Genomic DNA, 21,722 nt, shown 5'->3' with positions numbered 1-21,722 from the left:
GCCGACCGGTGTTGCCTGATCACCAACAGCTTGTGTCCGACGGGTAAAACATGCAATCGCCCCATTGGTCCTTACTGTCCCACCCGTCCGGGTTGCAGCACCTTGCTGAACACCACCTCTCCGCCTTCCTGCCGCAACCGCACCGTCAGCTCCCCGCTGCCCCCGTCGATGTCGATCTCGCCGAAGTTCTGCGGACTCTCCGCGGGGGAGGTGTTGGCACGGTCCGGCGCCTTGATGAACGGCTGGGCGGGCCCGAACGTTCCATCCAGCTTCACGGCCTGGAAGCCGCCCGCGTTCAGCGGCCCGGAGACGAACTCCCAGAACGGTTCGAAGTCCTTGAACGCCGCCCGCTCCGGCGCGTAGTGCTGCGCCGAGGTGTAGTGCACATCCGTCGTCAGCCACACCGTGCCGGTGATCCGCCGGTGCTTGATGTGCCGCAGCAGCTCGGCCAGCTGAAGTTCACGGCCCAGCGGTGCACCCGGGTCGCCCTGCGCCACCGCCTCGAAGTTGACCGCGCCGTCCGGAACGACCAGCCCCAGCGGCATGTCCGCGGCGATCACCTTCCACACCGCACGCGAGCGCGACAGCTCCCGCTTGAGCCAGCGCAGCTGCTCGGCGCCGAGGATGCCCTGCGGGTCATCGGTCTGCCGGTCGGGCGAGTTGGCGTTGCGGTAGCGGCGCATGTCCAGCACGAACACGTCCAGCAGCGGGCCGTGGCGCACCACCCGGTACACCCGGCCGTCCCCGTCGCCCGGCCGCAGCGTACGGATCGGGAAGTACTCGGAAAACGCCCGCAGCGACCGCGCCGAGAACACATCCACGTCCTTGACCGTGTACCGGTCGTCGTCGAGCAGCTGCCCCGGATACCAGTTGTTGTGCACCTCGTGGTCGTCCCACTGGATGATCGTGGGCACCTGGGCATTGAACCGCCGCAGATTCTCGTCCAGGAGGTTGTAGCGGAACGCGCCGCGGAACTCCGCGAGCGTCTCGGCGACCTTCGCCTTCTCCTCGGTCGTCACATTGCGCCAGATCCGGCCGTCCGGCAGCGTCACCCGCTCGGTGATCGGGTTGTCGGCGTAGATGTTGTCGCCGCTGCACAGGAAGAAGTCCGGGTCACGGCGCCGCATGTCCTCGTAGATGCGATAGCCGCCGAGTTCCGGGTTGATGCCCCAGCCCTGCCCGGCCAGATCCCCCGACCAGTGGAAGCGGATGCCGTCGCGACGCTTGTCGGGCGCCGTACGGAAGGTGCCGGTGACCGGCTCGCTGTGGCGCCGCGGATCGTCCGGGTCCGCCAGCAGCACCCGGTAGTGGATCTGCTCCCCGGGCGGCAGCCCGTGCAGCGCCGTGACCCCGGTGAAGTCCGTCCCGGGCCCGACCACCGGGCCCCGCCAGGTGCGCGCGCCGCGGAACGACTCGGTGGCGGCGGTCTGTACGGTCATCCGGGCCGGCCGGTCCGACCGCACCCACACCACACCCGAGGACGTCGTCACGTCCCCGACCTGCACGCCCCACGCGGCGGACGGCCGCCCGCCACGCACCAGTGCCGGCGCGGCCACGGCGAGCCCGGGCAGCGCCAGCACCCCCGAGCCGGCCGCCGCACCCCGCAACAACGACCGTCGGCCGAAGCCCCCGCCCCATCCCTGCGCCATCTCAAACCTCCGTCGTCACAGCGGACTTGCACCGTTGATGTTGTGCCGTTCGTACCGGGAACGGATGCCGTACACCCCAACACCCGGTGTCCTGCGCCCGAACGGCGGATGCGCCCGGCCGGAGCGTACGCGGCGGGGCACGGCGCCGGACAGCACGCGAGGGGCCGCTCCGCAGGCGCATTGGTCTTGACCAAGGTGTCGGCCGGCCATATCGTCGGGATACTGCAACAACCTTTAATAAAGACTCGCTCATAACGCCGCCAGTAACGCCGCGAGGCGGGCGGGGCAACGGCCGATGCGGAGGACAGGGTGGGGACCACGCAGCTCGAAACGGCGCCGGAGCCGAAGTACTGGCACCTCAAGACCGTGCTCAGCGAGGCGCTGGACTCGGAATTCGCGGTCGGCGAGATCCTGCCCAACGAGCGCGAGCTGGCGGCGCGGTTCGGCGTCGCCCGGGCCACCCTCCGGCAGGCCCTCGAACAACTGGAGCTGGAAGGCCGCCTTCAGCGCCGCCGCGGTGTGGGCACCACCGTCGCCCCGCCCCGCATGGGCGTCGCCGTGGACCCCGCCCGCCACACCTGGCCGGGCGCCCCCGGCGACGACTGGCAGCCGCTGGACGCCGTCGAGACCGAAACGGTACCCGCCGCCGTCGCCCGCCTCCTGGAGAGCGTGCCCGGCGACCGCGTGCACATCGTGCGCCGCAGCCGGGTCACCGGCGGTCAGCCCGTCGCCGCCGAGCTGCTGTACGTCTCCTCGGCCCTCGTCCCGGCCCGCTCCACACTCACCCCGCTCGGCGCACCGGCCCGCGCCCGCGCCGTGCTGAACGCGCTTCAGGAGAGCGAGCTGGAGGGCCAGGACCGCACCGTCGAGCTGGGCTCGGCGTGCGCGCAGGACGCCAAGGAGCTCGACCGGCTGCCGGGCGCACCGGTCCTCGTGGTCACCACCCGCTATGTCTCCGGAGGCCGTACGGCCGCCGTCGCGGTATCCACCTACCGCGCGGACACCTGCCGGCTCACCTTCGGGGAGAGCGACGCGGTGGCGCTGCTGGCGGGCTGAGGATGTCCCTTAGGGGATGGGCGAACGGATCCCCTAGGTGTACTGACCGGAGACGTTGATCAATCGTGAGAACGGCGGCAGGCTCCCACATGCCGTATGAGGCCTGTGGTGGTTGTAGTAGTGCAACCAGCCCGCCAACTCACTCCGGCGTTCGGCCTCGGAGGCGTAGTAGCGGGCGTAGGCCCACCCATCGACCAAGGTGCGGTGGAAACGCTCGACCTTCCCATTGGTCTGCGTCCGGTACGGCCGCGTGCGCTTGTGTGAGATCCCGAGCTCGGCGCAGGTGTCTCGCCACAGGTGTGAGCGGTAGGCGCCGCCGTTGTCCGACAAGACCCGCTCAACGGTGACGCCTCGAGTGTTGAACCACTCGACAGCACGGACCAAGACCGCGGTGGCCGTTTCGGCGATTTCGTCGTCGTGTATCTCGGCGTAGGCGACACGGGAGTGGTCGTCGATGACGGTGTGCACAAACGCGTATCCGAGCTTCGGGCCGCCATAGGCATTGCGTGACTTGCCCTGTGTCGCGGCGCGGTGCTTCTCGCCTTGGCGGCGGCCGACGTAGCGCCAGCCGCCGCCGTCGGGGATATTCCCGAGCTTCTTCACGTCCACGTGCACCAGCGATCCTGGATGGTCGTGCTCATACCGGCGGATGGGCTCACCGGTCGCGCGGTCGACGTAAGCGAGTCGGTTCATTCGGGCCGATCGCAGGATTCGGCGCACTGTCGACGGCGCGAGGTTCAGTCTCGCTGCAAGCTGGACCGGCCCTTCCCGCAGACGCAGTCGAAGGCTGACGCACCTCTTCGTCACGGTCTGGGGTGTCTTGGTCGGAGACCTTCGCGGCCGTGAGGAGCGGTCCTGCATGGACTCGCCTGCGAGGCAGCGGTCGACCCAGCGCTTCACGGTCGGCCAGGACACCTGGAATCGAGCCGCGATTTCGCTGATTGGCCATCCGTCGTCAACGACGAGTCGAGCGACTTTCAGACGGTGGCGCGGAGTGAGGACGGCGTTCGGATGGGACATTTCTGGGCTCCTGGACAGGTTGAAGGGCCGGCCATCGTGTGTGGCCGGCCCTTCAGCTATGAGAAGTGTGGGTAAGGGTCGTGCGGCTCAGTCGACCGGGGAGACCCGAATGAGGTTGCCGTCGGGGTCCGCGATCACGAACGTGCGGCCGAAGACAGCGTCGTGTGGTTCCTGCACGACGTGGACCCCTTTTGAGACCCAATTCGTGAAGATCTCGTCAATTGCCTCCGGTGGTCCCGGCACCATGAGACCGACCTCGCTCGTGCGAGGGGTGCTCGGGACAGCATGCTCGCCGTAACCCGTCCACAGCGCAAATAGGACGCCGGGGGCAGCCTCGAAAGCTACGTAGTGGGGACTGGTGAAGGTCGGTTCGATCTCGAACAGGTCGCTGTAGAAGGCGGTAGCGGTCTCGGCATCACGGACGCCGATCAGGAACAGGTTCGGTGTGGGCATGGAGTGCTCCTCAACTCGGTGGTTTCTCGGTACCAGTCCAGGTGATCACCCAATCGCGACAGAACCTGTCACCTTTTCTGCGAACATTGGTCAGCATGAAGGCTTCGAGGCTGTTGCACCTGTTGTTGCTCCTGCAGACCCGTCAGCGCATCACCACCACCGAGCTCGCCGAGCGTCTGGAGGTATCTCGGCGGACTGTACTGCGGGATGTCGAGGCGCTCTCGGCAGCAGGTGTGCCCGTTTATGCCGACCGCGGACGGAACGGCGGGATCGTCTTGCTCCCCAGTGCACGGCTCAACGCATCCCATCTGGAACCACCAGAGCTGGAAGCCCTCTCCGTAGCTGGCTTGGATGGCACGCAACGTGAGCGTATGGGCCTGTCTGCGGCATGGGAGACGGCCTCGCGCAAGATCGCCGCCCGTCAGGCTGCTGCAGCATCTGAGTCGCCGACCCTGCCGCGACTGGCGGACCTGGTGCTGGTCGACAGCACCGCATGGTTTGCTGACTCCGAGGCATCGGTCGATGTATCGGATCTGGCCTCGGCGCTTCGACACCGACGACGGCTTCGAATCCAGTACCGGCGCAGCGCCGAGAATACGGCCTCGACGCAGGTGGTTGACCCGTACGGGATCGTGGCGAAATCTGGCCGCTGGTATCTGGTCGCCGATAACCAGGGGGACGGTCGGTTGTTCGCACTGGAACGCCTATCGGCCTACAAACGACTCGACGAGCCAGCTGTACTCCAACCAGGCGAAACCCTCCGCACCAGATGGGCCGCGTTGAAGGAACGCACAGAGGGGCAAGATCGCGTGAGCGTGACCGTCCGCCTGCCAGAAAATGGCCTCGCCCTGGCGCGGCGCATCCTGGGCACTCGCATCCACGATGTCTCCGATGCGGTCAACGGCTCATGCACCGTTGTCGTCCGGTACCCCGACATCGAGTCTGTGCGCCAGCTCCTCCAGTTCGGCGACCACATCGAGGTGCTCACCCCAGAGACGGCCCGCAAACGCATCAGTCAGCTCGCCAGGGACCTAGTTGAAAGGCACTCAACCCCAGCATCGTGACTGCCATTCGAGATGCCCTGCTCTCAATCAACGTCTCCGGTCAGTACACCTAGGGGATGCCGGGCCCCCTTGCAGGCCACAACGTGGGGGAGGCGAACGGTATTCCCGCGGGCATTCCCGTCGGGTATTTCCGTTGGGCATTCCCATGGGCGCCCTACCGCCGGCCCGTCACCGTGCTTTCCACCGCGAAGAGTTCGCCCTCCACATGGTCGAGCGCGAGCCGCAGTGCCCCGGTGGCGACCGCCGCCTCGCCCAGTTCGGAGAGGGCGACCTTCGGCGGGCGCAGGCAGTAGCGCGCCAACTCCCCGCGCAGCGGCGCAAGGACACCGGCCAGGCCCGCCGCCCAGCCGCCGATCACCACCAGCTCCGGGTCCAGCGCCAGCACCAGCGCCGCCACATCGTGCACCAGCCGCCGGATGAACCGTTCCACCGCCTCCCGCGCCCGCGCATCCCCCTCCTGCGCCCGCGCGAACACCGCCGCGACCTGGCCCTCGTCCAAGGGCTCCAACGGCTGACCGGTCGTCGACAGCAGCGTCTCCGGCGTCGCTTCCCGCCCCAGCAGATGCAGCGCGCCGATCTCCCCGGCCGCCCCGCCGAACCCCCGGTGCAGCCGCCCGCCGATCAGCGAACCGGCCCCCGGGCTCAGCCCCGCCAGCACGAACACCACATCGTCCGAACCGGCCGCCGCGCCCTTCCAGTGCTCGGCCACCGCCGCCGCGTTGGCATCGTTCTCCACCAGCACCGGACAGCGGAACGACCGCCGCAGCCGCTCGCCCAGCGGCAGACCGGTCCAGCCGGGCAGCGCCGTGCACAGCCGTACGGTGCCGCCCGCCTCCACGATGCCGGGGCTGCCCACGCCCACCGCCCGCAGCGCACCACGCGGCACGCCCGTACGGCGCAGCAGTTCGGCCACCAGGCCGCGGACCCGCTCCAGCCGCTCCTCGGCCGGTGCGGTCTGCGCCACCGGGCGCTGCGCCGCGTCCCGTACCCGCCCGCTCAGGTCGGCGAGCTGCGCCGCGACACGGTGCGGCCCGATCTCGATGCCGAGCAGATGGCCCGCCTCGGCACGGAACCGGAACCGGCGGGCCGGGCGTCCCTGACGGCGCGTCTCGCCCTCCTCCGCGGCCGCCTCGGCGACCAGCCCGGAGGCGATGAGCCCCTCGACCACGCCCTCGACCGTGGGCCGCGACAGTCCCGTCAGCTGGACGAGGTGGGTGAGCGTGGGGGAGTCCGCGCCGCGCAGCGCATGCAGCACCACCGCGGAGTTGATCCGCCGCAGCAGGGAGGGATCGCCACCCGTGAGTCGCCCCACCGTCACTCTCCCTCGCGTCGCATCTGTGGCGGATCGTAGCCGGTCAGCGGGTGTGCGGCGAGACCCGGCGGAAACGGGACAGCCCGCGCGGCCGGGGCGCCGGAGCCGGGCGGGCCCCGGACCGTGCCCGGCGGACGGCCAATTGTCAGACCCCCGCGGTTTACTGACGGTATGACGACTGGCGAGCAGTTGACGGTGATCGATGCGCTGCGCCGCCGCCCGTTCCCGGTCCGGCGGGAGCGGTCCGCGGCGGGCGAGAGCGGGCCCGGGTTCCATGTGGTGCGGCTGTGGGAGAGCGCGCCCCTGTGGGAGGCGGATCCGGCCGAGGCCGGGGAGATACGCGAGGACTGCGCGGCCGAGCTGGCGGCGCTGACCGAGGTGCTGTCCTTACGGTGGGGCGCGCCCGGCGTCCTCGACCTCGCGCCCGCCCTGGAGCGGACGGTGATGGGCCTGCCGGTCGCCCCTCCGCTGGACCTCCTGTGCGGCCTGGTGCCCCGGCTGCACACCTGGCGGGCGGACGGCCGCTGGCTGGCCCTCGGCGCCGGCCAGTGCGGGCCGGAGCAGCCCTGCCAGGTGCTGGCGGCGATAGCCGGGGGAGGGGCGACAGCGGCCTGAGCCCGCGGGTCAGGCGTCGTCGCCGAAGGCCGCCGCGCGCAGCCGGCCGTACTCCTGCGCCATGGTCGCGAGCGTCCAATGGGCGTTGAGCCCGCTGGGGTTGGGCAGCGCCCAGATGCGGGTGTCGCCGAGGGTGTGTTCCTGCGGGCCGATCGTGGCGTGCTTGTCTCCGAAGGCGACGCGATAGGCCGTCACGCCCGCCACCGCGAGCCAGTGCGGCCGCAGCCGCGCCACCTTCTCGGCCAGCAGCCGCCCGCCCTCGCGGTACTCCTGCGCGCTCAGTTCGTCCGCCTTGGCGGTCGGCCGGGCCACGACGTTGGTGATGCCCAGGCCGTGGGCGAGCAGTTCTTCCTGCTCGGACGGCCGCAACTGCCGGGGGGTGAAACCGGAGGCGTGCAGCACGGGCCAGAAGCGGTTGCCGGGCCGGGCGAAGTGATGCCCGGTGGCGGCCGACATCAGCCCGGGGTTGATTCCGCAGAAGAGCACGCGAAGGCCGCTCGCGGCCACGTCGGGGACGAGGCGGTCGCGAGCGGCTTCCAGCTCTTCGGGGGTGAAGCGCATGACGGTCGCGTCAGAGGATGGCGCCGGGGGTGTAGGCCGCGGCCTCCGGGTGCTGCTTGGCGATCTCCTCGATCCGGGCGACGACGGACGCCACCTGGTCGGCCGCCGCGCCGGTGAAGGAGAGCTTGTCCGCCATCAGCGCGTCCAGCTGCGCCCGCTCCAGCGGGATGCGCGTATCGGCGGCCAGCTTGTCCAGCAGCTCATTGCGCTCGGCGCCCTGTTCGCGCATGGCCAGCGCCGAGGCGACCGCGTTCTCCTTGATGGCCTCGTGCGCCTCCTCGCGGCCCACCCCGGCGCGCACGGCGCCCATCAGCACCTTCGTCGTGGCGAGGAAGGGCAGGTAGCGGTCCAGCTCGCGGGCGGCGACGGCCGGGAAGGCGCCGAACTCGTCCAGCACGGTCAGGAACGTCTCCAGCAGCCCGTCCAGCGCGAAGAACGAGTCCGGCAGCGCGACGCGGCGCACCACGGAGCAGGACACATCGCCCTCGTTCCACTGGTCGCCGGAGAGCTCACCGGCCATCGAGGCGTAGCCGCGCAGAATGACCATCAGGCCGTTGACGCGCTCGCAGGAGCGGGTGTTCATCTTGTGCGGCATCGCCGACGAGCCGACCTGGCCGGGCTTGAAGCCCTCGGTGACGAGCTCGTGCCCGGCCATCAGGCGGATGGTCTTGGCCAGCGAGGACGGCGCGGCGGCCAGCTGCACCAGCGACGTGACCACCTCGTAGTCCAGCGAGCGCGGGTAGACCTGGCCGACGGAGGTGAAGGCCCGGCCGAAGCCGAGGTGGGCGGCGATCCGCTGCTCCAGGTCGGCGAGCTTGCCGGCGTCGCCGCCGAGCAGGTCGAGCATGTCCTGCGCGGTGCCGACGGGGCCCTTGATGCCGCGCAGCGGGTAGCGCGAGAGCAGCTCCTCCAGGCGCGCGTACGCCACCAGCAGCTCGTCCGCCGCGGTCGCGAAGCGCTTGCCCAGCGTCGTGGCCTGCGCGGCGACGTTGTGCGAGCGGCCGGCCATCACCAGCTCGGCGTGCTGGGCGGCCAGCGAGCCCAGGCGGGCCAGCACGGCGACCGTACGGTCCCGCATCAGCTCCAGCGACAGCCGCACCTGGAGCTGCTCGACGTTCTCCGTCAGATCGCGGGAGGTCATGCCCTTGTGGACCTGCTCATGACCGGCCAGCGCGTTGAACTCCTCGATCCGCGCCTTGACGTCGTGCCGGGTGACCTTCTCGCGCTCGGCGATGGAGGACAGGTCGACGGTCTCCAGGACGCGTTCGTAGTCGGCCAGCGCCTGCTCGGGGACCTCCACCCCCAGGTCCTTCTGCGCCCGCAGCACGGCGAGCCACAGCTTCCGCTCCAGCTTGACCTTGTACTCGGGGGACCACAGCACGGCCAGCTCCGTAGAGGCGTAGCGGCCGGCCAGAACATTGGGGATGCGAGGCTTCGCAGACACAGCAGTCACGTGGTGAGAGTCTACTGGCGGTTTGCGCAGGCCAGCGCCCCGCCCCGGACTGTGCTTTCCTACAGGGCGGGCGCCGGCCCGTCAGCTCTCGTACGGCAGCAGCTCGGGCCGCTTGGCCGGACGGCCGTCGCCCGAGGACCGCCCGCTCAGCCGCCGCCCCACCCAGGGCACCAGATGCTCCCGCGCGAACCGCAGATCCGCCGCCCGGCGCATCCGCCGGCCCGGCGCCTCGGCGGCCGGCAGCGGCGCGTCCCAGTCCGACTCCGCGGGCAGTCCGAGCGCCTGCCCGACGGCCTCCGCCACCCGCCGGTGCCCCTCTGCGTTCAGATGCAGCCGGTCGTCCGCCCACAGCCGCGGATCGGCCAGCGCCCGCGAGCCGTACAGATCCACCACCACCGCGCCGTGCCGCGCCGCCAGCGCATCGATCTGCGCGAACAGCCGCTCCATCCGCGGCCGGAAGCGCTCCAGCACGGGCCCCTCGCGCCCCGGGCTGCGCAGCAGCGCCAGTGGACGGCGAAGTTGGTGAGCCGGAAGCCGGGCCCACTGGCCGCCGACCGTGCGGCGAGCAGATGGGCCCGGCTCCGGTAGGAGTCGTTCGGCAGTGCGTAGTGCGCGTCCGACATTCCCTCGTTGAACCCTCTTCCTCGCAAGCGAGGGAGATTCCTGGCTCACGCAGCTCAGCCGTTCAGCGAACGACGGAGTCTTACGCGATCAACGCCAGCCGGGTTGGAACCAGCCCGGTTTCCCCGAACGATGGGGATCGCTGTGCTGGCTTGGTTCTCACTACAGCACGTCACGACTCTACCACCCATTGTGTGGGCGCCGATTGGTCTTGGCGGCGATTCGCCTGCCACCGGCCGCAGGCGTGTACGGTCTGATCGACAAGGGGCAGGCCAGGCACGGAATACGAGGTGGGCGCGCGATGACTCCCCGCCGCGGCGACGGCCCGGACGCACCGACCTTCACCGAGCAGGCCCGGCGCCGGCAGCTCATCGAGTGCACCATCGACCTGATCTCCACCCGCGGCTACCCCGCCACCTCGCTCTCCGCCATCGCCGAGCGCGCCGGGGTGTCCAAGGCCGCGGTGCTCTACCACTTCACGTCGAAGGACAACCTCACCCGCGCCGCCCTCGACCAGGTGATGACGCAGTTCCGCGGGTATGTCACCGAGCGGCTGGCGCGGGCGGAGGGCCCCCGCGAGGCCGTCATCGCCTATGTGCGGGCGATGATCGGCTACCAGCAGGCCAACCGCCGCCATGTCCGCGTGATCACCGAGATGCTGCTCGACGATGCGGGAGGCACCAAGCTCAAGACGCCCGGCTCGCATGACACCGGCGGCCGCTGGCAGGCCCTCGCCGACCTCCTGACGCAGGGTCAGGAGGCGGGCGTACTGCGGGAGTTCGACGCCCGTACGGTGGCCCTGGCGATCGGCGGGGCGATCGACGGGGTGATCGCCCACTGGCTCGTCCATCCCGAACTCGACCTGGACGCCGCGGCCGCCGAACTGGAGACCTTCACGCTCAACGCGATCGAGCGCCGGGCCTGACCCCGGCGCGAGCGAACGCCGGGGCCCGCTCGGGCCGGATACCGACCCCGCCCAGCGCCCCGGTCACGGTCCGCAGCGCCGGTATCCGCCGCAGCAGCCGCATCGGCACCGGCAGCCGGTCCCCGTCCAGCGTCCCCTCCAGCGCGGCGCGGATCATCCCGTGCTCGGCCCGCTGCGACGACTGCACCACCGCCATCGGCAGCTCCCGCCGCCTTTGTACGCGCGCCAGATCGGCGACGGCGACCGTGCCGCGGTGCAGCGGCCCGGCCAGGATCCGGGCGGCCGCCACCGCGTCCTGGAGCGCCAGATTCACCCCCACCCCGCCGACCGGCGACATGGTGTGCGCCGCGTCCCCGATGCACAGCAGTCCGGGCCGGTGCCAGCGCCGCAGCCGCCCGAACGTCACCTCCAACAGCTTGACGTCCGCCCACGAGCCGATCGTGGCGGTGACGTCGGCGTCCCAGCCGAACAGCGCGCCCAGCCGGTCGCGCAGCCACTGGATGTCATGTGCCCCGCGCAGCGCCGCGTCCTGCCCCTTCGCGATGAGATACGAGGTCTGGTAGTACGTGCCGCGGTCCATGGTGACCGCCGCCTGGCCGCCGCCGAACCGCGCGAAAACGCGTCCGTCCTTGAGGGCATCGGCGGGAGCCTCCACCCGTATCTGCCACACATCCATCGGCACCTCGAAGTGGTCCTGCCGCAGCCCGGCCGCGCCGCGCACCACCGAGTCCCGGCCGTCGCAGGCCACCGTGAGATCCGCGGCCAGCTCACCGGGCCGGCCGTGCTCATCGACGTAGCGCACCCCGCGCACCCGTCCGCCCTCGGTGCGCAGCCCGGTGACCTCGGTGTTCATCCGCAGAGTGAAGGACGGCTCCCGGGCCCCCGCCTCCGCGATCAGGTTCAGGAAGTCCCACTGGGGAACCATCGCGAAGTATTTGTGCCGCCCCGGGATCCGCCGCATATCGGCCATCACCACCGTGGTGTCGCCGATCTGCATCCGCATGTCCTCCAGCTTCGGGAACGGCAGCCGCGCGAACGCCTCGCCCAGTCCCAGCTCGTCCAGCAGGCGCAGCGTCGAGGGGTGCACGGTGTCCCCCCGGAAGTCGCGCAGGAAGTCGCCGTGCTTCTCCAGCACGGTCACCTCGACACCGGCCCTGGCCAGCAGCAGCCCCAGCATCATCCCGGCCGGTCCACCGCCCACGATGCAGCACGTCGTGCGGTCCATCCCTTGCCCCCTCGGTATCTACGGCACACGGACATGACGACCGGCGGCCGGACGTGCCATCGGCACGGCGGCTAACCGATCGGTCAGCAATCTAACCGATCGGTCAGTCGACGGGTGTGCGGGGGGGGGGGTCCGTATTTGTGCGTCAGGGCGATCCAGGACCCGTGGCGTGTGCGGTTGCGGCTCAGACCGCGGGCGGCCGCTGCTGAAGGACCAGCTCCCGCAGCACGTCCTCCATCGTCACCAGCCCCGCCAGCGTCCCGTCGTCACCGATCACCGCGGCCAGATGCGTACGGGAGCTGCGCATCGCCGTCAGGACGTCGTCCAGCGGGGTCGCGGCCCTGACCCGGGCGATCGGGCGCAGCGCGCCGACCGCGAACGGCAGATCGCGCGGAATGGCGTCCAGCGCGTCCTTGACATGCAGATAGCCGAGGATGCGGCTGCTGTCGTCGACGACCGGGAAACGCGAGAACCCGGACCGCGCGGCCAGCTGCTCCAGGTCCTCGGCGGTGACCCCCATCCGCGCGGAGACCACCCGGTGCGCGGGCAGCACCACATCGCGCACCGGGCGGCGGCCCAGCTCCAGGGCATCGCGCAGCCGCTCCCGGGCCCGCTCGTCCAGCAGACCGGCGGCCCGCGAGTCCTCGACCATCTTGGCCAGCTGGTCGTCCGAGAACGTCGCGGCCACCTCGCTGCGGGTCTCCACCCGCATCAGCTTCAGCAGCACATTGGCGAACGCATTGACCGTGAAGATCACCGGGCGCAGCGCGCGGGTCAGCGCCACCAGCGGCGGCCCCAGCACCAGGGCGCTGCGTACCGGCTCGGCCAGCGCGACGTTCTTGGGCACCATCTCGCCGAACAGCATGTGCAGATAGGTGGCCAGGGACAGCGCGATCACGAACGACACCGGATGCACCAGCGCCTCCGAGATGCCCACGGCGTGGAAGACCGGCTCCAGGATGTGGGCGATGGCCGGTTCGGCGACCGCACCGAGCACCAGCGTGCACAGCGTGATGCCCAGCTGGGCGGCGGCCAGCAGCGCCGAGACGTGCTGGAGCCCCCACAGGACGCTGGTGGCCCGCCGGTCGCCGCGTTCGGCATGCGGTTCGATCTGACTGCGGCGCACCGAGATCAGCGCGAACTCGGCACCCACGAAGAAGGCGTTGACGACCAGCGTCAGCAGGCCCACGAAGAGCTGGAGGGCGATCACCGGCCGGCCTCCGTCCCCGCACCTCCGCCGCCCGCCACAGGCGCGTGCAGCAGCACCCGCGCGGCGCGGTGCCCGGAGGCATCGAGCACGTCCATCGCCCAGCCGGCGACCTCGACGGTGTCGCCGCGCACCGGGATGCGGCCCAGCTCGGTGGCGATCAGCCCGGCCAGCGTCTCGTACGGCCCGTCCGGCAGCCGCAGGCCGATCCGCTCCAGCCGGTCGGTGCGGGCGGCGCCGTCGGCCTGATAGACGGCGCGGCCCTCGGTGTCGGATCCGGCCGGCGCCAGATCGGGCGTCTCCAGCGGGTCGTGCTCGTCGCGGACCTCGCCCACCACCTCCTCGACGATGTCCTCCAGCGTCGCGACACCGGCCGTGCCCCCGTACTCGTCGATCACCACGGCCATGGTCCGCCGGCCCGACAGCCGGTCCAGCAGCCGGTCCACGGTCAGCGTCTCCGGCACCAGCAGCGGCTCGCGCAGCAGCTCGGCGACGGGCAGACGGGGGCGGCGCTCCGCCGGGACGGCCAGGACGTCCTTGATGTGCGCGACCCCGACAACGGTGTCCAGGCTCCCGCGGTAGACCGGGAAACGGGACAGCCCCGTCGCCCGGGTCGCATTGGCGACGTCCTCGGCCGTGGACTGCACCTCCAGCGCCATCACCTGCACCCGCGGCGTCATCACGTTCTCCGCGGTCAGCTCGGACAGGGCGAGGGTGCGGACGAACAGCTCGGCGGTGTCCGCCTCCAGCGCGCCCTCCTTGGCCGAATGCCGGGCCAGCGCCACCAGCTCCTGCGGACCGCGGGCGGAGGCCAGCTCCTCGGCGGGCTCCAGGCCCATCCGGCGCACCATATGGTTCGCGGCACTGTTGAGATGCCCGATGAACGGCTTGAACGTTGCGCTGAAGCCGCGCTGAGCGGTGGCGACGTTCTTGGCGATGGCCAGCGGGCTGGAGATCGCCCAGTTCTTCGGCACCAGCTCGCCGATGACCATCAGGGCGACCGTGGAGACCGCCGTACCCACGACCAGCGCCACCGACTCGGCGGCCGAATGCGGCAGGCCGATCGCGGTGAGCGGCCCGGCCAGCAGCGTGGCGATGGCCGGTTTGGAGAGCATGCCGATGACCAGGCCGGTCACCGTGATGCCCAGCTGAGCGCCGGAGAGCTGGAAGGTGAGGCTGCGGACCGCCTTGAGTGCGCTGTCCGCACCGCGCTCGCCGCGCTCGGCGGCGCGTTCCAGCTCGCTGCGCTCGACGGTCGTCAGCGAGAACTCGGCCGCGACGAAGACGCCACAGGCCAGTGTCAGGAGGAACGCCACGCCCAGCAGCAGCAGGTCGGTCATCGGGTCACCTCACGTCCCATGATCGAACAGGATCGGGACGTTCGCCCTCCGTGGCCCGGACCGGCGTCCGGAGCGGTCCGGCATCGGGAGCGGTCCGGCTCAGTCCCCGTCCACCAGGTGCTTGACCCACCGGCTCCACTGCGGCTCCGGCGCATAGCCCGCCGCGCGCCAGGCGTGCTGGGCCAGATCATTGCGGTCCAGCACCATCGCGTCCCCGCGCCGCCCGCCGAGCGCGACGAAGCGTTCCTCGGCGGCCGCCAGCAGCGCACCGCCGATCCCCTGCCTGCGGTGGCCGGGATGCACGGCCAGCCGGTACAGATGGCAGCGCCACCCGTCGAACCCGGCGATGACCGTGCCCGCCAGCTCGCCGTCCAGCTCGGCCAGCAGCAGCGACTCGGGGTCGCGGGCCAGCAGCCGCGCCACCCCGTCGGAGTCGTCGCTGATGCTGATGCCCTCGGCGGCCACCGTCCAGAAGGCCAGTACGGCATCGAGATCGGCCGGTGCCGCGGCCCGGATGTGAAGATCACTCATACCGCGATCCCATCACCGGGCCGACGGGGCTGTCGATCCCCTTCCGCGCGCCGGACCCCCGTCCTGGCCCGCTCAGCTGCCCTTCAGCTCCTCCAGCACCGGGGCGAACGCGTCCAGGAACGGCTCCAGGACGGTGATGTACGAGAACCCGTAGCGCTCGCGCCGCTCGCGCAGCTGCTCGGCCATCTGGGCGGGCGTGCCGATCAGCAGGGTCGGCGAGTCCAGCACCTGCCGGTCGAGAACCAAGACAGCACATGCACCTCCAAGCTCTGCTGTACCAAACCGGGCTGGTTTCAACCCGGCTGGTGTTGATCGTGGAAGACCTGTCGGGTCGCTGACCCGCAGGCGGCGTGAGCCAGGGATCCCCCTGCTTCACCTGGGGGAGGATTCAAAGCCCAAGTCCTCGGCGTGACGGCATTTCTGACGCCAGGATGCCCCGTCGTCGAGAGCGAACATGTTGATACCGAAGCGGAACGGGCGCGGCATGGGACTCCCTTGGCGGACGGACGGACGGACGGACGGGCACGGGCCGGGGCCGGGGCCGCACACACTGCGGCCATGATCGTCCGAACGACGCGGCCGCCTCCTGCATTCCCGTCCGGAGCCGGCCCGGCCGCCTTGCCCACGCTAGCGTCGGGGCGCTAGCGTGAAGCCGTGGCGAAGACACAGCTGAACGTCCGTGTGGACGAGGCCACCGCCGACGCGGCGCGGGAGCGCGCCCTCCAGCGGGGAGTGAGTGTGAACCGCTATATCGAGGAACTCGTCCTCAAGGACGCCGGAGAGGTCGGCCAGACCTTCGTCGAGGCCGCCGCCGACTTCATGAAGCAGTACGAGCGCGTCTTCGCCGAAGAATTCGGCCGCGAGCCCGATACGGCGGCCGGTCCGCCCCCCGGCCACGGGCGACGGCCCTCCCCGTAACCCCCCGGCCTCACCGCAGCGCGGACGACACGCACGGCACGATCACCGACGTCACGCACGTCACGCATGTCACGGACGACACGGACATCCCGGGGGCGGACATCACCCTGCGCATCGACCTCGCCTGGCTCCTCCTGATCGCCGAACGCCACACCCCCGGAGACCCCCAGGTCACCGACTGGGGTGCCCTGGTGGCCGCCGTCAGCCGCCACGAGGCGGAAATATTCGGCGTCCCCGTCTACCCCGACCCCCAGGACCGCGCCGCGGCCCTCCTCCAACTCCTCCTCCAGGTACCGGCGTTGGAGCGCTCGAACGCGATGTTCGCCACCGCCGTCGCCTACGGCTACCTCGTCGCCGGCGGCCTGAAGGTCACCATCTCCCCCGAGCAGGTCCGCGACCTCGCCCGCCTCGTCAAGGACGGCACGGCGGACGTCCGGGCCATCGCCGACATCCTGCGCACCTGGACGGTGTGACGGCCCCGCCTCCGGCCGCCTCCTCGGACCGGCCCGGCCCGGCGTCAGGACGGCAGGCGCAGCGGTCCCGCCCCCCACAGTTCCGGTGCCAGCCACTCCCGTGCCGCCGTACGGAAGGTCTGCGGCGGCAGGGAGCCGGAGCCCTGGGGAATCACGCCCAGGAGCGGGGCGCCCGCGGCCTCGGGCAGATCGGTGAGGTTGCAGCGGGCGGCGAGGTCGGGCTCGGCGGGCCAGTTGCCGATGACGACACCGGGGCAGTGGAGGCCGTGCGCGCGCAGGGCCAGGGCGGTCAGGGCGGTGACGTTGAGGGTGCCCAGACCGGCCTGGGTGACCACCAGGACGGGGGCCTTGGCCAGGCGGGCCGCGTCGGCGAGGGTGTGGCCTTCGTCGTCGAAGCGTACGAGCAGGCCGCCGGCGCCCTCGACGAGCACCAGGTCGTGCGAGGCGTCCAGCTTGGCGGCGGCCTCGGCGATCTCGGCCGGGCCCACCGGGGGCAGCCCGGCCCGGGAGGCGGCCGTGGCGGGCGCCAACGGCTCGGGAAAGCGGGCGAGTTCGGCCGTGGTGACCGGACCCGCCAGCCGCACGACCTCCGCCGCATCGCCCGCCTCGTCGGCGCCCACCCCGGTCTGTGCCGGTTTGAGCACCGCCACCGAACGGCCCTCGGCGAGCGCCGCCGCGGCGATCGCGGCCGTGGTCACGGTCTTGCCGATCTCCGTGCCCGTGCCCGTCACGAACAGCACCGACATCTCTCGTCGCTCCCTGGTTCTCTAGCCCTCGCGCGCCGCCGCGCACACCGCGGCGCAGATGCGTGCCACCTCGTCGTCGCCGGTGATGTACGGCGGCATGGTGTAGATCAGATCCCGGAACGGCCGCAGCCAGACGCCCTCCCGGACCGCCGCCCGGGTCGCGGCCGCCATGTCCACCGCATGGTCGAGCTGGACGACGCCGATCGCGCCCAGGACGCGGACGTCCCGCACCCCGGCCACGCCCGCGGCCGCCGCCAGCCCGTCCCGCAGCCCGGTCTCGATCCGTTTGACCTGCTGCGCCCAGTCCTGGGACAGCAGCAGACCGATGGAGGCGTCGGCGACGGCGGTGGCCAGCGGGTTGCCCATGAAGGTCGGTCCGTGCGCCAGTACCGGAAGCTCGCCCTGCGAGATGCCGTCGGCGACCGCGGACGTGCACAGCGTCGCCGCGAGGGTGAGATAGCCGCCGGTCAGGGCCTTGCCCAGACACATGACATCGGGTGCGACGCCGGCGTGCCCGGCCGCGAAGAGTTCGCCCGTACGGCCGAAGCCGGTGGCGATCTCGTCGAAGACGAGCAGGACGTCGTGGGCGTCGCAAGCCTCGCGCAGCGCCCGCAGATAGGCGGGGGAGTGGAAGGACATTCCGCCCGCCCCCTGGACCACCGGTTCCACGATCACCGCGGCCAGCTCGTCGGCGTGCCGGGCGATCAGATCGTGCAGATGCGTCAGATAGGCCGGATCGGGCGGGGTGTCGAAGCCGGGCGGCGGTGCGTCCGCGAAGATCTGCCGCGGCAGCACCCCCTGCCACAGCTCATGCATACCGCCGTCCGGATCGCAGACCGACATCGGCTGCCAGGTGTCGCCGTGATAGCCGCCCCGCCAGGTCAGCAGCCGCTGTTTGCGCGGCCTGCCCACCGAGCGCCAGTACTGAAGGCACATCTTGACGGCGACCTCGACCGACACCGAGCCGGAGTCGGCCAGGAAGACATGCTCCAGCGGCTCCGGGGTGAGATCGACGAGACGTTTGGCCAGGCGTACGGCGGGCTCGTGGGTGAGCCCGCCGAACATCACATGGCTCATCCGCTCCAGCTGGCCCCGCGCGGCGTCGTTGAGCACCGGGTGGTTGTAGCCGTGCACCGCCGACCACCAGGACGACATCCCGTCCACCAGCTCACCGTGCCCCTCGGCGGGGCGGGCCAGCCGCAGCCGGACGCCGGACGCCGACTCCACCAGCAGCGGCTCGGCGCGGCCGGGCATCGGCCCGTACGGATGCCAGACGTGCTGCCGGTCGAGCGCCAGGAGTTCGTCGGGGGTGAGCGCCGCGGCCCGGTCGGGGAGCGGCTCAGGCATTGGGCGGCAGGTCGGTGCCGGCGCCGCGGCGACGCACCGAGACCAGGTCCCTTCGGGTGTCGTCCGAGGGCGGTGCGGGGACGGCCGCCGCGGGAGCCTCCTCGGCGGGGGCCGCCGCCTCGGTGCCCGTACGGTGCTCGGGCAGCGTCGTGGTGTCCGTGCCCTCGACCTCGAACCCGGCGTCCGCGATCATCGCCAGATCGTCCTTGCCGGCCTGGCCCTCACTGGTCAGATAGTCGCCGAGGAAGATGGAGTTGACCAGGTGCAGGGCGAGCGGCTGGAGGCTGCGCAGATGCACCTCGCGGCCGCCGGCGAGCCGTACCTCGACGTCCGGGCAGACGAACCGCACCATCGCCAGGATGCGCAGCGCGCGCTGGGGGGTGAGGTTCCACTCCTCGGCGAGGGGAGTGCCCTCGAAGGGGATCAGGAAGTTGACGGGGACGGAGTCGGGGTCCAGGTCGCGCAGGGCGAAGACCACATCGACCAGGTCGGCGTCGCTCTCGCCCATACCGGCGATCAGGCCGGAGCAGGCGGACATCCCCGCAGCCTGGGCCTGCTGGACGGTGGAGACCCGGTCGGAGAAGTCGTGTGTGGTGCAGATGTCGCCGTACGTGGCTTCCGAGGTGTTGAGGTTGTGGTTGTACGCATCTGCCCCCGCCGAGCGCAGCCGTTCGGCCTGACCGTCGGAGAGCAGACCCAGACAGGCGCACACCTCCACGCCCTCGTTCTGCTCCTTGATGGTGGAGATGGTCTCCGAGACCCGGTCGACGTCCTTGTCCGTCGGCCCGCGCCCGCTGGCCACCAGGCAGACCCGCTTGGCGCCGCCCGCCACCCCGGCGGCCGCCGCCTTGGAGGCGTCATCCGGCTTCAGCCAGGTGTACTTGAGGATCTCGGCCTTCGAGCCCAGCCGCTGCGAGCAGTACGAGCAGTCCTCGGGGCACAGGCCCGACTTCAGGTTGACCAGATAGTTGAGCTTGACCCGCCGCCCGAACCACTGGCGGCGCACCTTTCCGGCCGCGGCCACGACATCGAGCAGCTCGTCATCGGAGGTCGCCAGTACGGCGAGCGCCTCTTCGCGGGTCGGCAACTCGCGCCGCAGTCCCTTGTCCACCAGTGTGTTCAGCAGGTCCATGGCGTTGATCCTGGCCTACGCCACCGCCCCCGGCCAAGGAGGATTCCCACAACGCGCCGCGATCGGGGTGTGTGTATCGCCACACCGTGGCCGTGCGGAACGACCGCTAACGTCTATCGACAGCCCACAATCACCTCCACTTTCAGCTCCACCCAGCCCTCCGTGGTCACACCCACGGCGGCGCCGGCATGCGCGGCCGCGCGACGGGGCCGGGAAGACAAGGACGCCGATGCCACAGGAATCAGCCACCGCGCCGCTCCGTGACGCCGTTGCACCCGCCCCGGCCGGATCCGTACGGCCGGTGTCCGGCGCGGCCTTCGACTGGATCGACGCGGCGCACGACCACCGCCGGCGCGCCGGGCTGGTCCGTACGCTGCGGCCCCGCCCCGCCGCCTCCCCGCTGCTGGACCTGGCCGGCAACGACTATCTCGGACTGGCCCGCCACCCCGAGGTCACCGATGCCGCCGCCCGCGCCGCCCGGCAGTGGGGCGCGGGCGCGACCGGCTCCCGCCTGGTGACCGGCAGCACCGAACTGCACGCCCAACTGGAGGCCGAACTGGCCGCGTTCTGCGGCTTCGAGGCGGCGCTGGTGCTGTCCTCGGGCTATGCGGCCAACCTCGCCGCCGTCACCGCGCTCACCGACCGCACCACCCTCCTCGTCTCCGACGCGGGCAACCACGCCTCCCTGATCGACGGCTGCCGCCTGTCCCGGGCCCGTACGGAGGTCACCCCGCACGCCGACCCGGAGGCCGTACGCGCCGCGCTCACCGGCCATGAGGGGCGGGCGCTGGCCGTGACCGATTCGGTGTTCTCCGTGGACGGCGATGCCGCACCGCTGGGTGCGCTCGCCGCGGCCTGCCGGGCACACGGTGCCGCGCTCCTCGTCGATGACGCGCACGGGCTGGGCGTGCTGGGCGACGGCGGACGTGGCGCGGTGGCGGCCGCCGGGCTCGCCGGGGACGCCGATGTGGTGACCACCGTGACGCTCTCCAAGGCACTCGGCTCCCAGGGCGGCGCGGTCCTCGGCCCGGCCCGGGTCATCGAGCATCTGGTCAACACCGCCCGGTCGTTCATCTTCGACACCGGCCTGGCCCCCGCGGCGGCCGGCGGTGCACTCGCCGCGCTCCGGCTGCTCCGCCGCGAACCGCAGCGCTCCCGGCGGGCCCGCGAGGTGGCCGCCACTCTGCACACGCGGCTCACCGCGGCCGGTCTGCCGTCGGTACGGCCGGATGCCGCGGTGGTCTCCGTACAGGCGCCGTCCCCGCAGCAGGCGGTCCGCTGGGCGGCCGACTGCCGCGAGGCCGGGCTCGCGGTCGGCTGCTTCCGGCCGCCGTCCGTCCCGGACGGGATCTCCCGGCTGCGGCTCACCGCGCGGGGCGACCTGACGGATGATCAGGTCGATACGGCGGTGGGCGTGATCATCGCCACCGCACCGGCCGGCTGAGGGCGGCGGCGGGGCGACGTCGCCCAAATACCGTCTGACGTTGCAGACTTCACCGCTTTGAGCGAGAGAAATCCGTATATCTCCGCGGATCGGCCCGCACGGCGGCGGCAGGAGTGGCACTCTGGCGCGCACAGCACCAGGCCGAGGCGTACCGGGCATCCGGTGCGGCCCCGGCGGGAAAGGGACGGCGTCGCGATGGCTGATCACCAGGAATCCTCACTCACCCTGCCGACCGCCCCGGCCTCCGTGGCCCTCGCCCGCCGGCATGCGCTGAAGGTGCTGGCCGACTGGGGCCTGCCCGACGGCGCCGAGACCGCCGACACCGTCCGGCTGATCGTCTCCGAGCTCGCCACCAACGCCGTACTGCACACCTTCGGCAAGTCCCCGACGTTCACCGTCGCGCTCCGCCTCGACCGCGGGGAACTGCTGCGGGTCGGCGTCACCGACAGCTCTCCGCGCCGGCCGCAGCGGCTGCCCGCCGCCGTCCAGCAGGACAACGGGCGGGGCATGGTCATCATCCGCTCGCTCGCCGCGGAAGCGGGCGGACGACTCTCGGTCGTGCCCAGTGCGTGCGGCGGGAAGACGGTCAGCATCGCGATGCCGTGGACGGCCGCCGCCGGGTGAACGGGG

General features: G+C 71.5%; 22 protein-coding genes and 1 pseudogene. 8 read left to right on the top strand and 15 right to left on the bottom strand.

The window, feature by feature from the left end:
• Positions 1-71 precede the first annotated feature (71 nt).
• Positions 72-1,649, bottom strand: a complete 1,578-nt coding sequence (locus SNA_RS16900) for an alkaline phosphatase D family protein (protein ID WP_030064721.1) — start codon at positions 1,647-1,649, stop codon at positions 72-74.
• A gap of 309 nt (positions 1,650-1,958) precedes the next feature.
• On the opposite strand from SNA_RS16900, the gene SNA_RS16895 reads away from it, so the two are divergent.
• Positions 1,959-2,705 carry a GntR family transcriptional regulator gene (locus SNA_RS16895; protein ID WP_044365673.1) on the top strand — a complete coding sequence of 249 codons (747 nt, stop codon included), beginning with the start codon at positions 1,959-1,961 and terminating at the stop codon, positions 2,703-2,705.
• 33 nt (positions 2,706-2,738) lie between these two features.
• Here SNA_RS16895 and SNA_RS16890 read toward each other — a convergent pair whose 3' ends face one another.
• Positions 2,739-3,725 (bottom strand): IS481 family transposase, encoded by a 987-nt coding sequence (locus SNA_RS16890; RefSeq protein ID WP_044365671.1) that lies wholly within the window; start codon positions 3,723-3,725, stop codon positions 2,739-2,741.
• 87 nt (positions 3,726-3,812) lie between these two features.
• Positions 3,813-4,178, bottom strand: a complete 366-nt coding sequence (locus tag SNA_RS16885; RefSeq protein WP_030064716.1) for a VOC family protein — start codon at positions 4,176-4,178, stop codon at positions 3,813-3,815.
• A 41-nt stretch (positions 4,179-4,219) separates the two neighbouring features.
• On the opposite strand from SNA_RS16885, the gene SNA_RS39710 reads away from it, so the two are divergent.
• The gene (locus SNA_RS39710) at positions 4,220-5,242 is read left to right on the top strand and encodes a helix-turn-helix transcriptional regulator (protein ID WP_241779699.1); all 1,023 of its coding nucleotides are present in this window, start codon (positions 4,220-4,222) and stop codon (positions 5,240-5,242) included.
• 154 nt (positions 5,243-5,396) lie between these two features.
• Here SNA_RS39710 and SNA_RS16875 read toward each other — a convergent pair whose 3' ends face one another.
• On the bottom strand, positions 5,397-6,554 hold the full coding sequence (locus SNA_RS16875) for an ROK family protein (RefSeq protein WP_044365669.1): 1,158 nt from the start codon (positions 6,552-6,554) through the stop codon (positions 5,397-5,399).
• A 171-nt stretch (positions 6,555-6,725) separates the two neighbouring features.
• Between SNA_RS16875 and SNA_RS16870 the strand changes: the two genes are divergently transcribed.
• Positions 6,726-7,169 (top strand): hypothetical protein, encoded by a 444-nt coding sequence (locus SNA_RS16870; protein ID WP_044365666.1) that lies wholly within the window; start codon positions 6,726-6,728, stop codon positions 7,167-7,169.
• A gap of 9 nt (positions 7,170-7,178) precedes the next feature.
• Here the strand turns inward: SNA_RS16870 and mug are convergent, their stop codons facing one another.
• The 3 genes and pseudogenes from mug to SNA_RS16855 form a co-directional block, all read right to left on the bottom strand.
• A complete protein-coding gene (gene mug, locus SNA_RS16865) occupies positions 7,179-7,730 on the bottom strand; it encodes a G/U mismatch-specific DNA glycosylase (protein ID WP_030064707.1) in 552 nt (183 codons plus the stop codon).
• A 10-nt stretch (positions 7,731-7,740) separates the two neighbouring features.
• Positions 7,741-9,174, bottom strand: coding sequence for an adenylosuccinate lyase (purB, locus tag SNA_RS16860; protein WP_030064706.1), 1,434 nt, complete (start codon positions 9,172-9,174; stop codon positions 7,741-7,743).
• A 90-nt stretch (positions 9,175-9,264) separates the two neighbouring features.
• A pseudogene (locus SNA_RS16855) lies at positions 9,265-9,806 on the bottom strand (GDSL-type esterase/lipase family protein).
• 299 nt (positions 9,807-10,105) lie between these two features.
• Between SNA_RS16855 and SNA_RS16850 the strand changes: the two are divergent.
• On the top strand, positions 10,106-10,729 hold the full coding sequence (locus tag SNA_RS16850; RefSeq protein ID WP_030064702.1) for a TetR/AcrR family transcriptional regulator: 624 nt from the start codon (positions 10,106-10,108) through the stop codon (positions 10,727-10,729).
• Here the strand turns inward: SNA_RS16850 and SNA_RS16845 are convergent.
• The 5 genes from SNA_RS16845 to SNA_RS39705 all read right to left on the bottom strand — a co-directional run bounded on the left by SNA_RS16845 (position 10,704) and on the right by SNA_RS39705 (position 15,278).
• Positions 10,704-11,954, bottom strand: a complete 1,251-nt coding sequence (locus tag SNA_RS16845) for an FAD-dependent oxidoreductase (protein ID WP_030064701.1) — start codon at positions 11,952-11,954, stop codon at positions 10,704-10,706. The two genes, SNA_RS16850 and SNA_RS16845, sit on opposite strands and share 26 nt — an antisense overlap.
• 184 nt (positions 11,955-12,138) lie before the next feature.
• Positions 12,139-13,164 carry a hemolysin family protein gene (locus SNA_RS16840; protein WP_030064700.1) on the bottom strand — a complete coding sequence of 342 codons (1,026 nt, stop codon included), beginning with the start codon at positions 13,162-13,164 and terminating at the stop codon, positions 12,139-12,141.
• The gene (locus SNA_RS16835; protein ID WP_044365664.1) at positions 13,161-14,501 is read right to left on the bottom strand and encodes a hemolysin family protein; all 1,341 of its coding nucleotides are present in this window, start codon (positions 14,499-14,501) and stop codon (positions 13,161-13,163) included. Before SNA_RS16835 ends, SNA_RS16840 begins: the two co-directional genes overlap by 4 nt.
• A 99-nt stretch (positions 14,502-14,600) precedes the next feature.
• Positions 14,601-15,032: a GNAT family N-acetyltransferase gene (locus SNA_RS16830; RefSeq protein WP_030064698.1), complete on the bottom strand. Its 432-nt coding sequence runs from the start codon at positions 15,030-15,032 to the stop codon at positions 14,601-14,603.
• Positions 15,033-15,104: 72 nt separating this feature from the next.
• Positions 15,105-15,278 carry a hypothetical protein gene (locus SNA_RS39705; RefSeq protein WP_241779698.1) on the bottom strand — a complete coding sequence of 58 codons (174 nt, stop codon included), beginning with the start codon at positions 15,276-15,278 and terminating at the stop codon, positions 15,105-15,107.
• Between the two features lie 408 nt (positions 15,279-15,686).
• Here SNA_RS39705 and SNA_RS16825 point away from each other — a divergent pair, with 408 nt between their 5' ends.
• Positions 15,687-15,950, top strand: a complete 264-nt coding sequence (locus SNA_RS16825) for a hypothetical protein (RefSeq protein WP_044365662.1) — start codon at positions 15,687-15,689, stop codon at positions 15,948-15,950.
• A gap of 101 nt (positions 15,951-16,051) precedes the next feature.
• Positions 16,052-16,423: a hypothetical protein gene (locus SNA_RS16820; RefSeq protein WP_030064694.1), complete on the top strand. Its 372-nt coding sequence runs from the start codon at positions 16,052-16,054 to the stop codon at positions 16,421-16,423.
• A gap of 44 nt (positions 16,424-16,467) precedes the next feature.
• Here the strand turns inward: SNA_RS16820 and bioD are convergent, their stop codons facing one another.
• From bioD to bioB, 3 genes are read right to left on the bottom strand one after another with little or no spacing between them, the layout of a single operon-like run.
• Positions 16,468-17,169, bottom strand: a complete 702-nt coding sequence (bioD, locus tag SNA_RS16815) for a dethiobiotin synthase (RefSeq protein ID WP_044365660.1) — start codon at positions 17,167-17,169, stop codon at positions 16,468-16,470.
• A gap of 21 nt (positions 17,170-17,190) precedes the next feature.
• Positions 17,191-18,516 (bottom strand): adenosylmethionine--8-amino-7-oxononanoate transaminase, encoded by a 1,326-nt coding sequence (locus SNA_RS16810; protein WP_044365658.1) that lies wholly within the window; start codon positions 18,514-18,516, stop codon positions 17,191-17,193.
• Entirely contained in the window at positions 18,509-19,648 is a 1,140-nt protein-coding gene (gene bioB / locus SNA_RS16805; RefSeq protein ID WP_044365656.1) for a biotin synthase BioB, read from the bottom strand. The genes SNA_RS16810 and bioB overlap by 8 nt, the downstream gene beginning before the upstream one ends.
• Positions 19,649-19,949: 301 nt before the next feature.
• Here bioB and SNA_RS16800 point away from each other — a divergent pair, with 301 nt between their 5' ends.
• On the top strand, positions 19,950-21,092 hold the full coding sequence (locus tag SNA_RS16800) for an 8-amino-7-oxononanoate synthase (protein ID WP_044365861.1): 1,143 nt from the start codon (positions 19,950-19,952) through the stop codon (positions 21,090-21,092).
• A gap of 195 nt (positions 21,093-21,287) precedes the next feature.
• Complete coding sequence (locus SNA_RS16795) at positions 21,288-21,716, top strand: ATP-binding protein (RefSeq protein ID WP_044365654.1); 429 nt, start codon at positions 21,288-21,290, stop codon at positions 21,714-21,716.
• Positions 21,717-21,722: the final 6 nt, after the last annotated feature.

Source organism: Streptomyces natalensis ATCC 27448, assembly GCF_000935125.1.
Lineage (GTDB): Bacteria > Actinomycetota > Actinomycetes > Streptomycetales > Streptomycetaceae > Streptomyces > Streptomyces natalensis.
The sequence above is the reverse complement of the archived record's forward strand: the minus strand, read 5'-3'. Positions and strand labels throughout refer to the sequence as shown.

Coding starts and splice junctions, on each gene's coding strand:
- SNA_RS16900 (WP_030064721.1), bottom strand. CDS start 1,649: ATGGCGCAGGGATGGGGCGGGGGCTTCGGCCGACGGTCGTTGTTGCGG.
- SNA_RS16890 (WP_044365671.1), bottom strand. CDS start 3,725: ATGTCCCATCCGAACGCCGTCCTCACTCCGCGCCACCGTCTGAAAGTC.
- SNA_RS16885 (WP_030064716.1), bottom strand. CDS start 4,178: ATGCCCACACCGAACCTGTTCCTGATCGGCGTCCGTGATGCCGAGACC.
- SNA_RS16870 (WP_044365666.1), top strand. CDS start 6,726: ATGACGACTGGCGAGCAGTTGACGGTGATCGATGCGCTGCGCCGCCGC.
- mug (WP_030064707.1), bottom strand. CDS start 7,730: ATGCGCTTCACCCCCGAAGAGCTGGAAGCCGCTCGCGACCGCCTCGTC.
- SNA_RS16850 (WP_030064702.1), top strand. CDS start 10,106: ATGACTCCCCGCCGCGGCGACGGCCCGGACGCACCGACCTTCACCGAG.
- SNA_RS16845 (WP_030064701.1), bottom strand. CDS start 11,954: ATGGACCGCACGACGTGCTGCATCGTGGGCGGTGGACCGGCCGGGATG.
- SNA_RS16835 (WP_044365664.1), bottom strand. CDS start 14,501: ATGACCGACCTGCTGCTGCTGGGCGTGGCGTTCCTCCTGACACTGGCC.
- SNA_RS16830 (WP_030064698.1), bottom strand. CDS start 15,032: ATGAGTGATCTTCACATCCGGGCCGCGGCACCGGCCGATCTCGATGCC.
- bioD (WP_044365660.1), bottom strand. CDS start 17,169: ATGTCGGTGCTGTTCGTGACGGGCACGGGCACGGAGATCGGCAAGACC.
- SNA_RS16810 (WP_044365658.1), bottom strand. CDS start 18,516: ATGCCTGAGCCGCTCCCCGACCGGGCCGCGGCGCTCACCCCCGACGAA.
- bioB (WP_044365656.1), bottom strand. CDS start 19,648: ATGGACCTGCTGAACACACTGGTGGACAAGGGACTGCGGCGCGAGTTG.
- SNA_RS16795 (WP_044365654.1), top strand. CDS start 21,288: ATGGCTGATCACCAGGAATCCTCACTCACCCTGCCGACCGCCCCGGCC.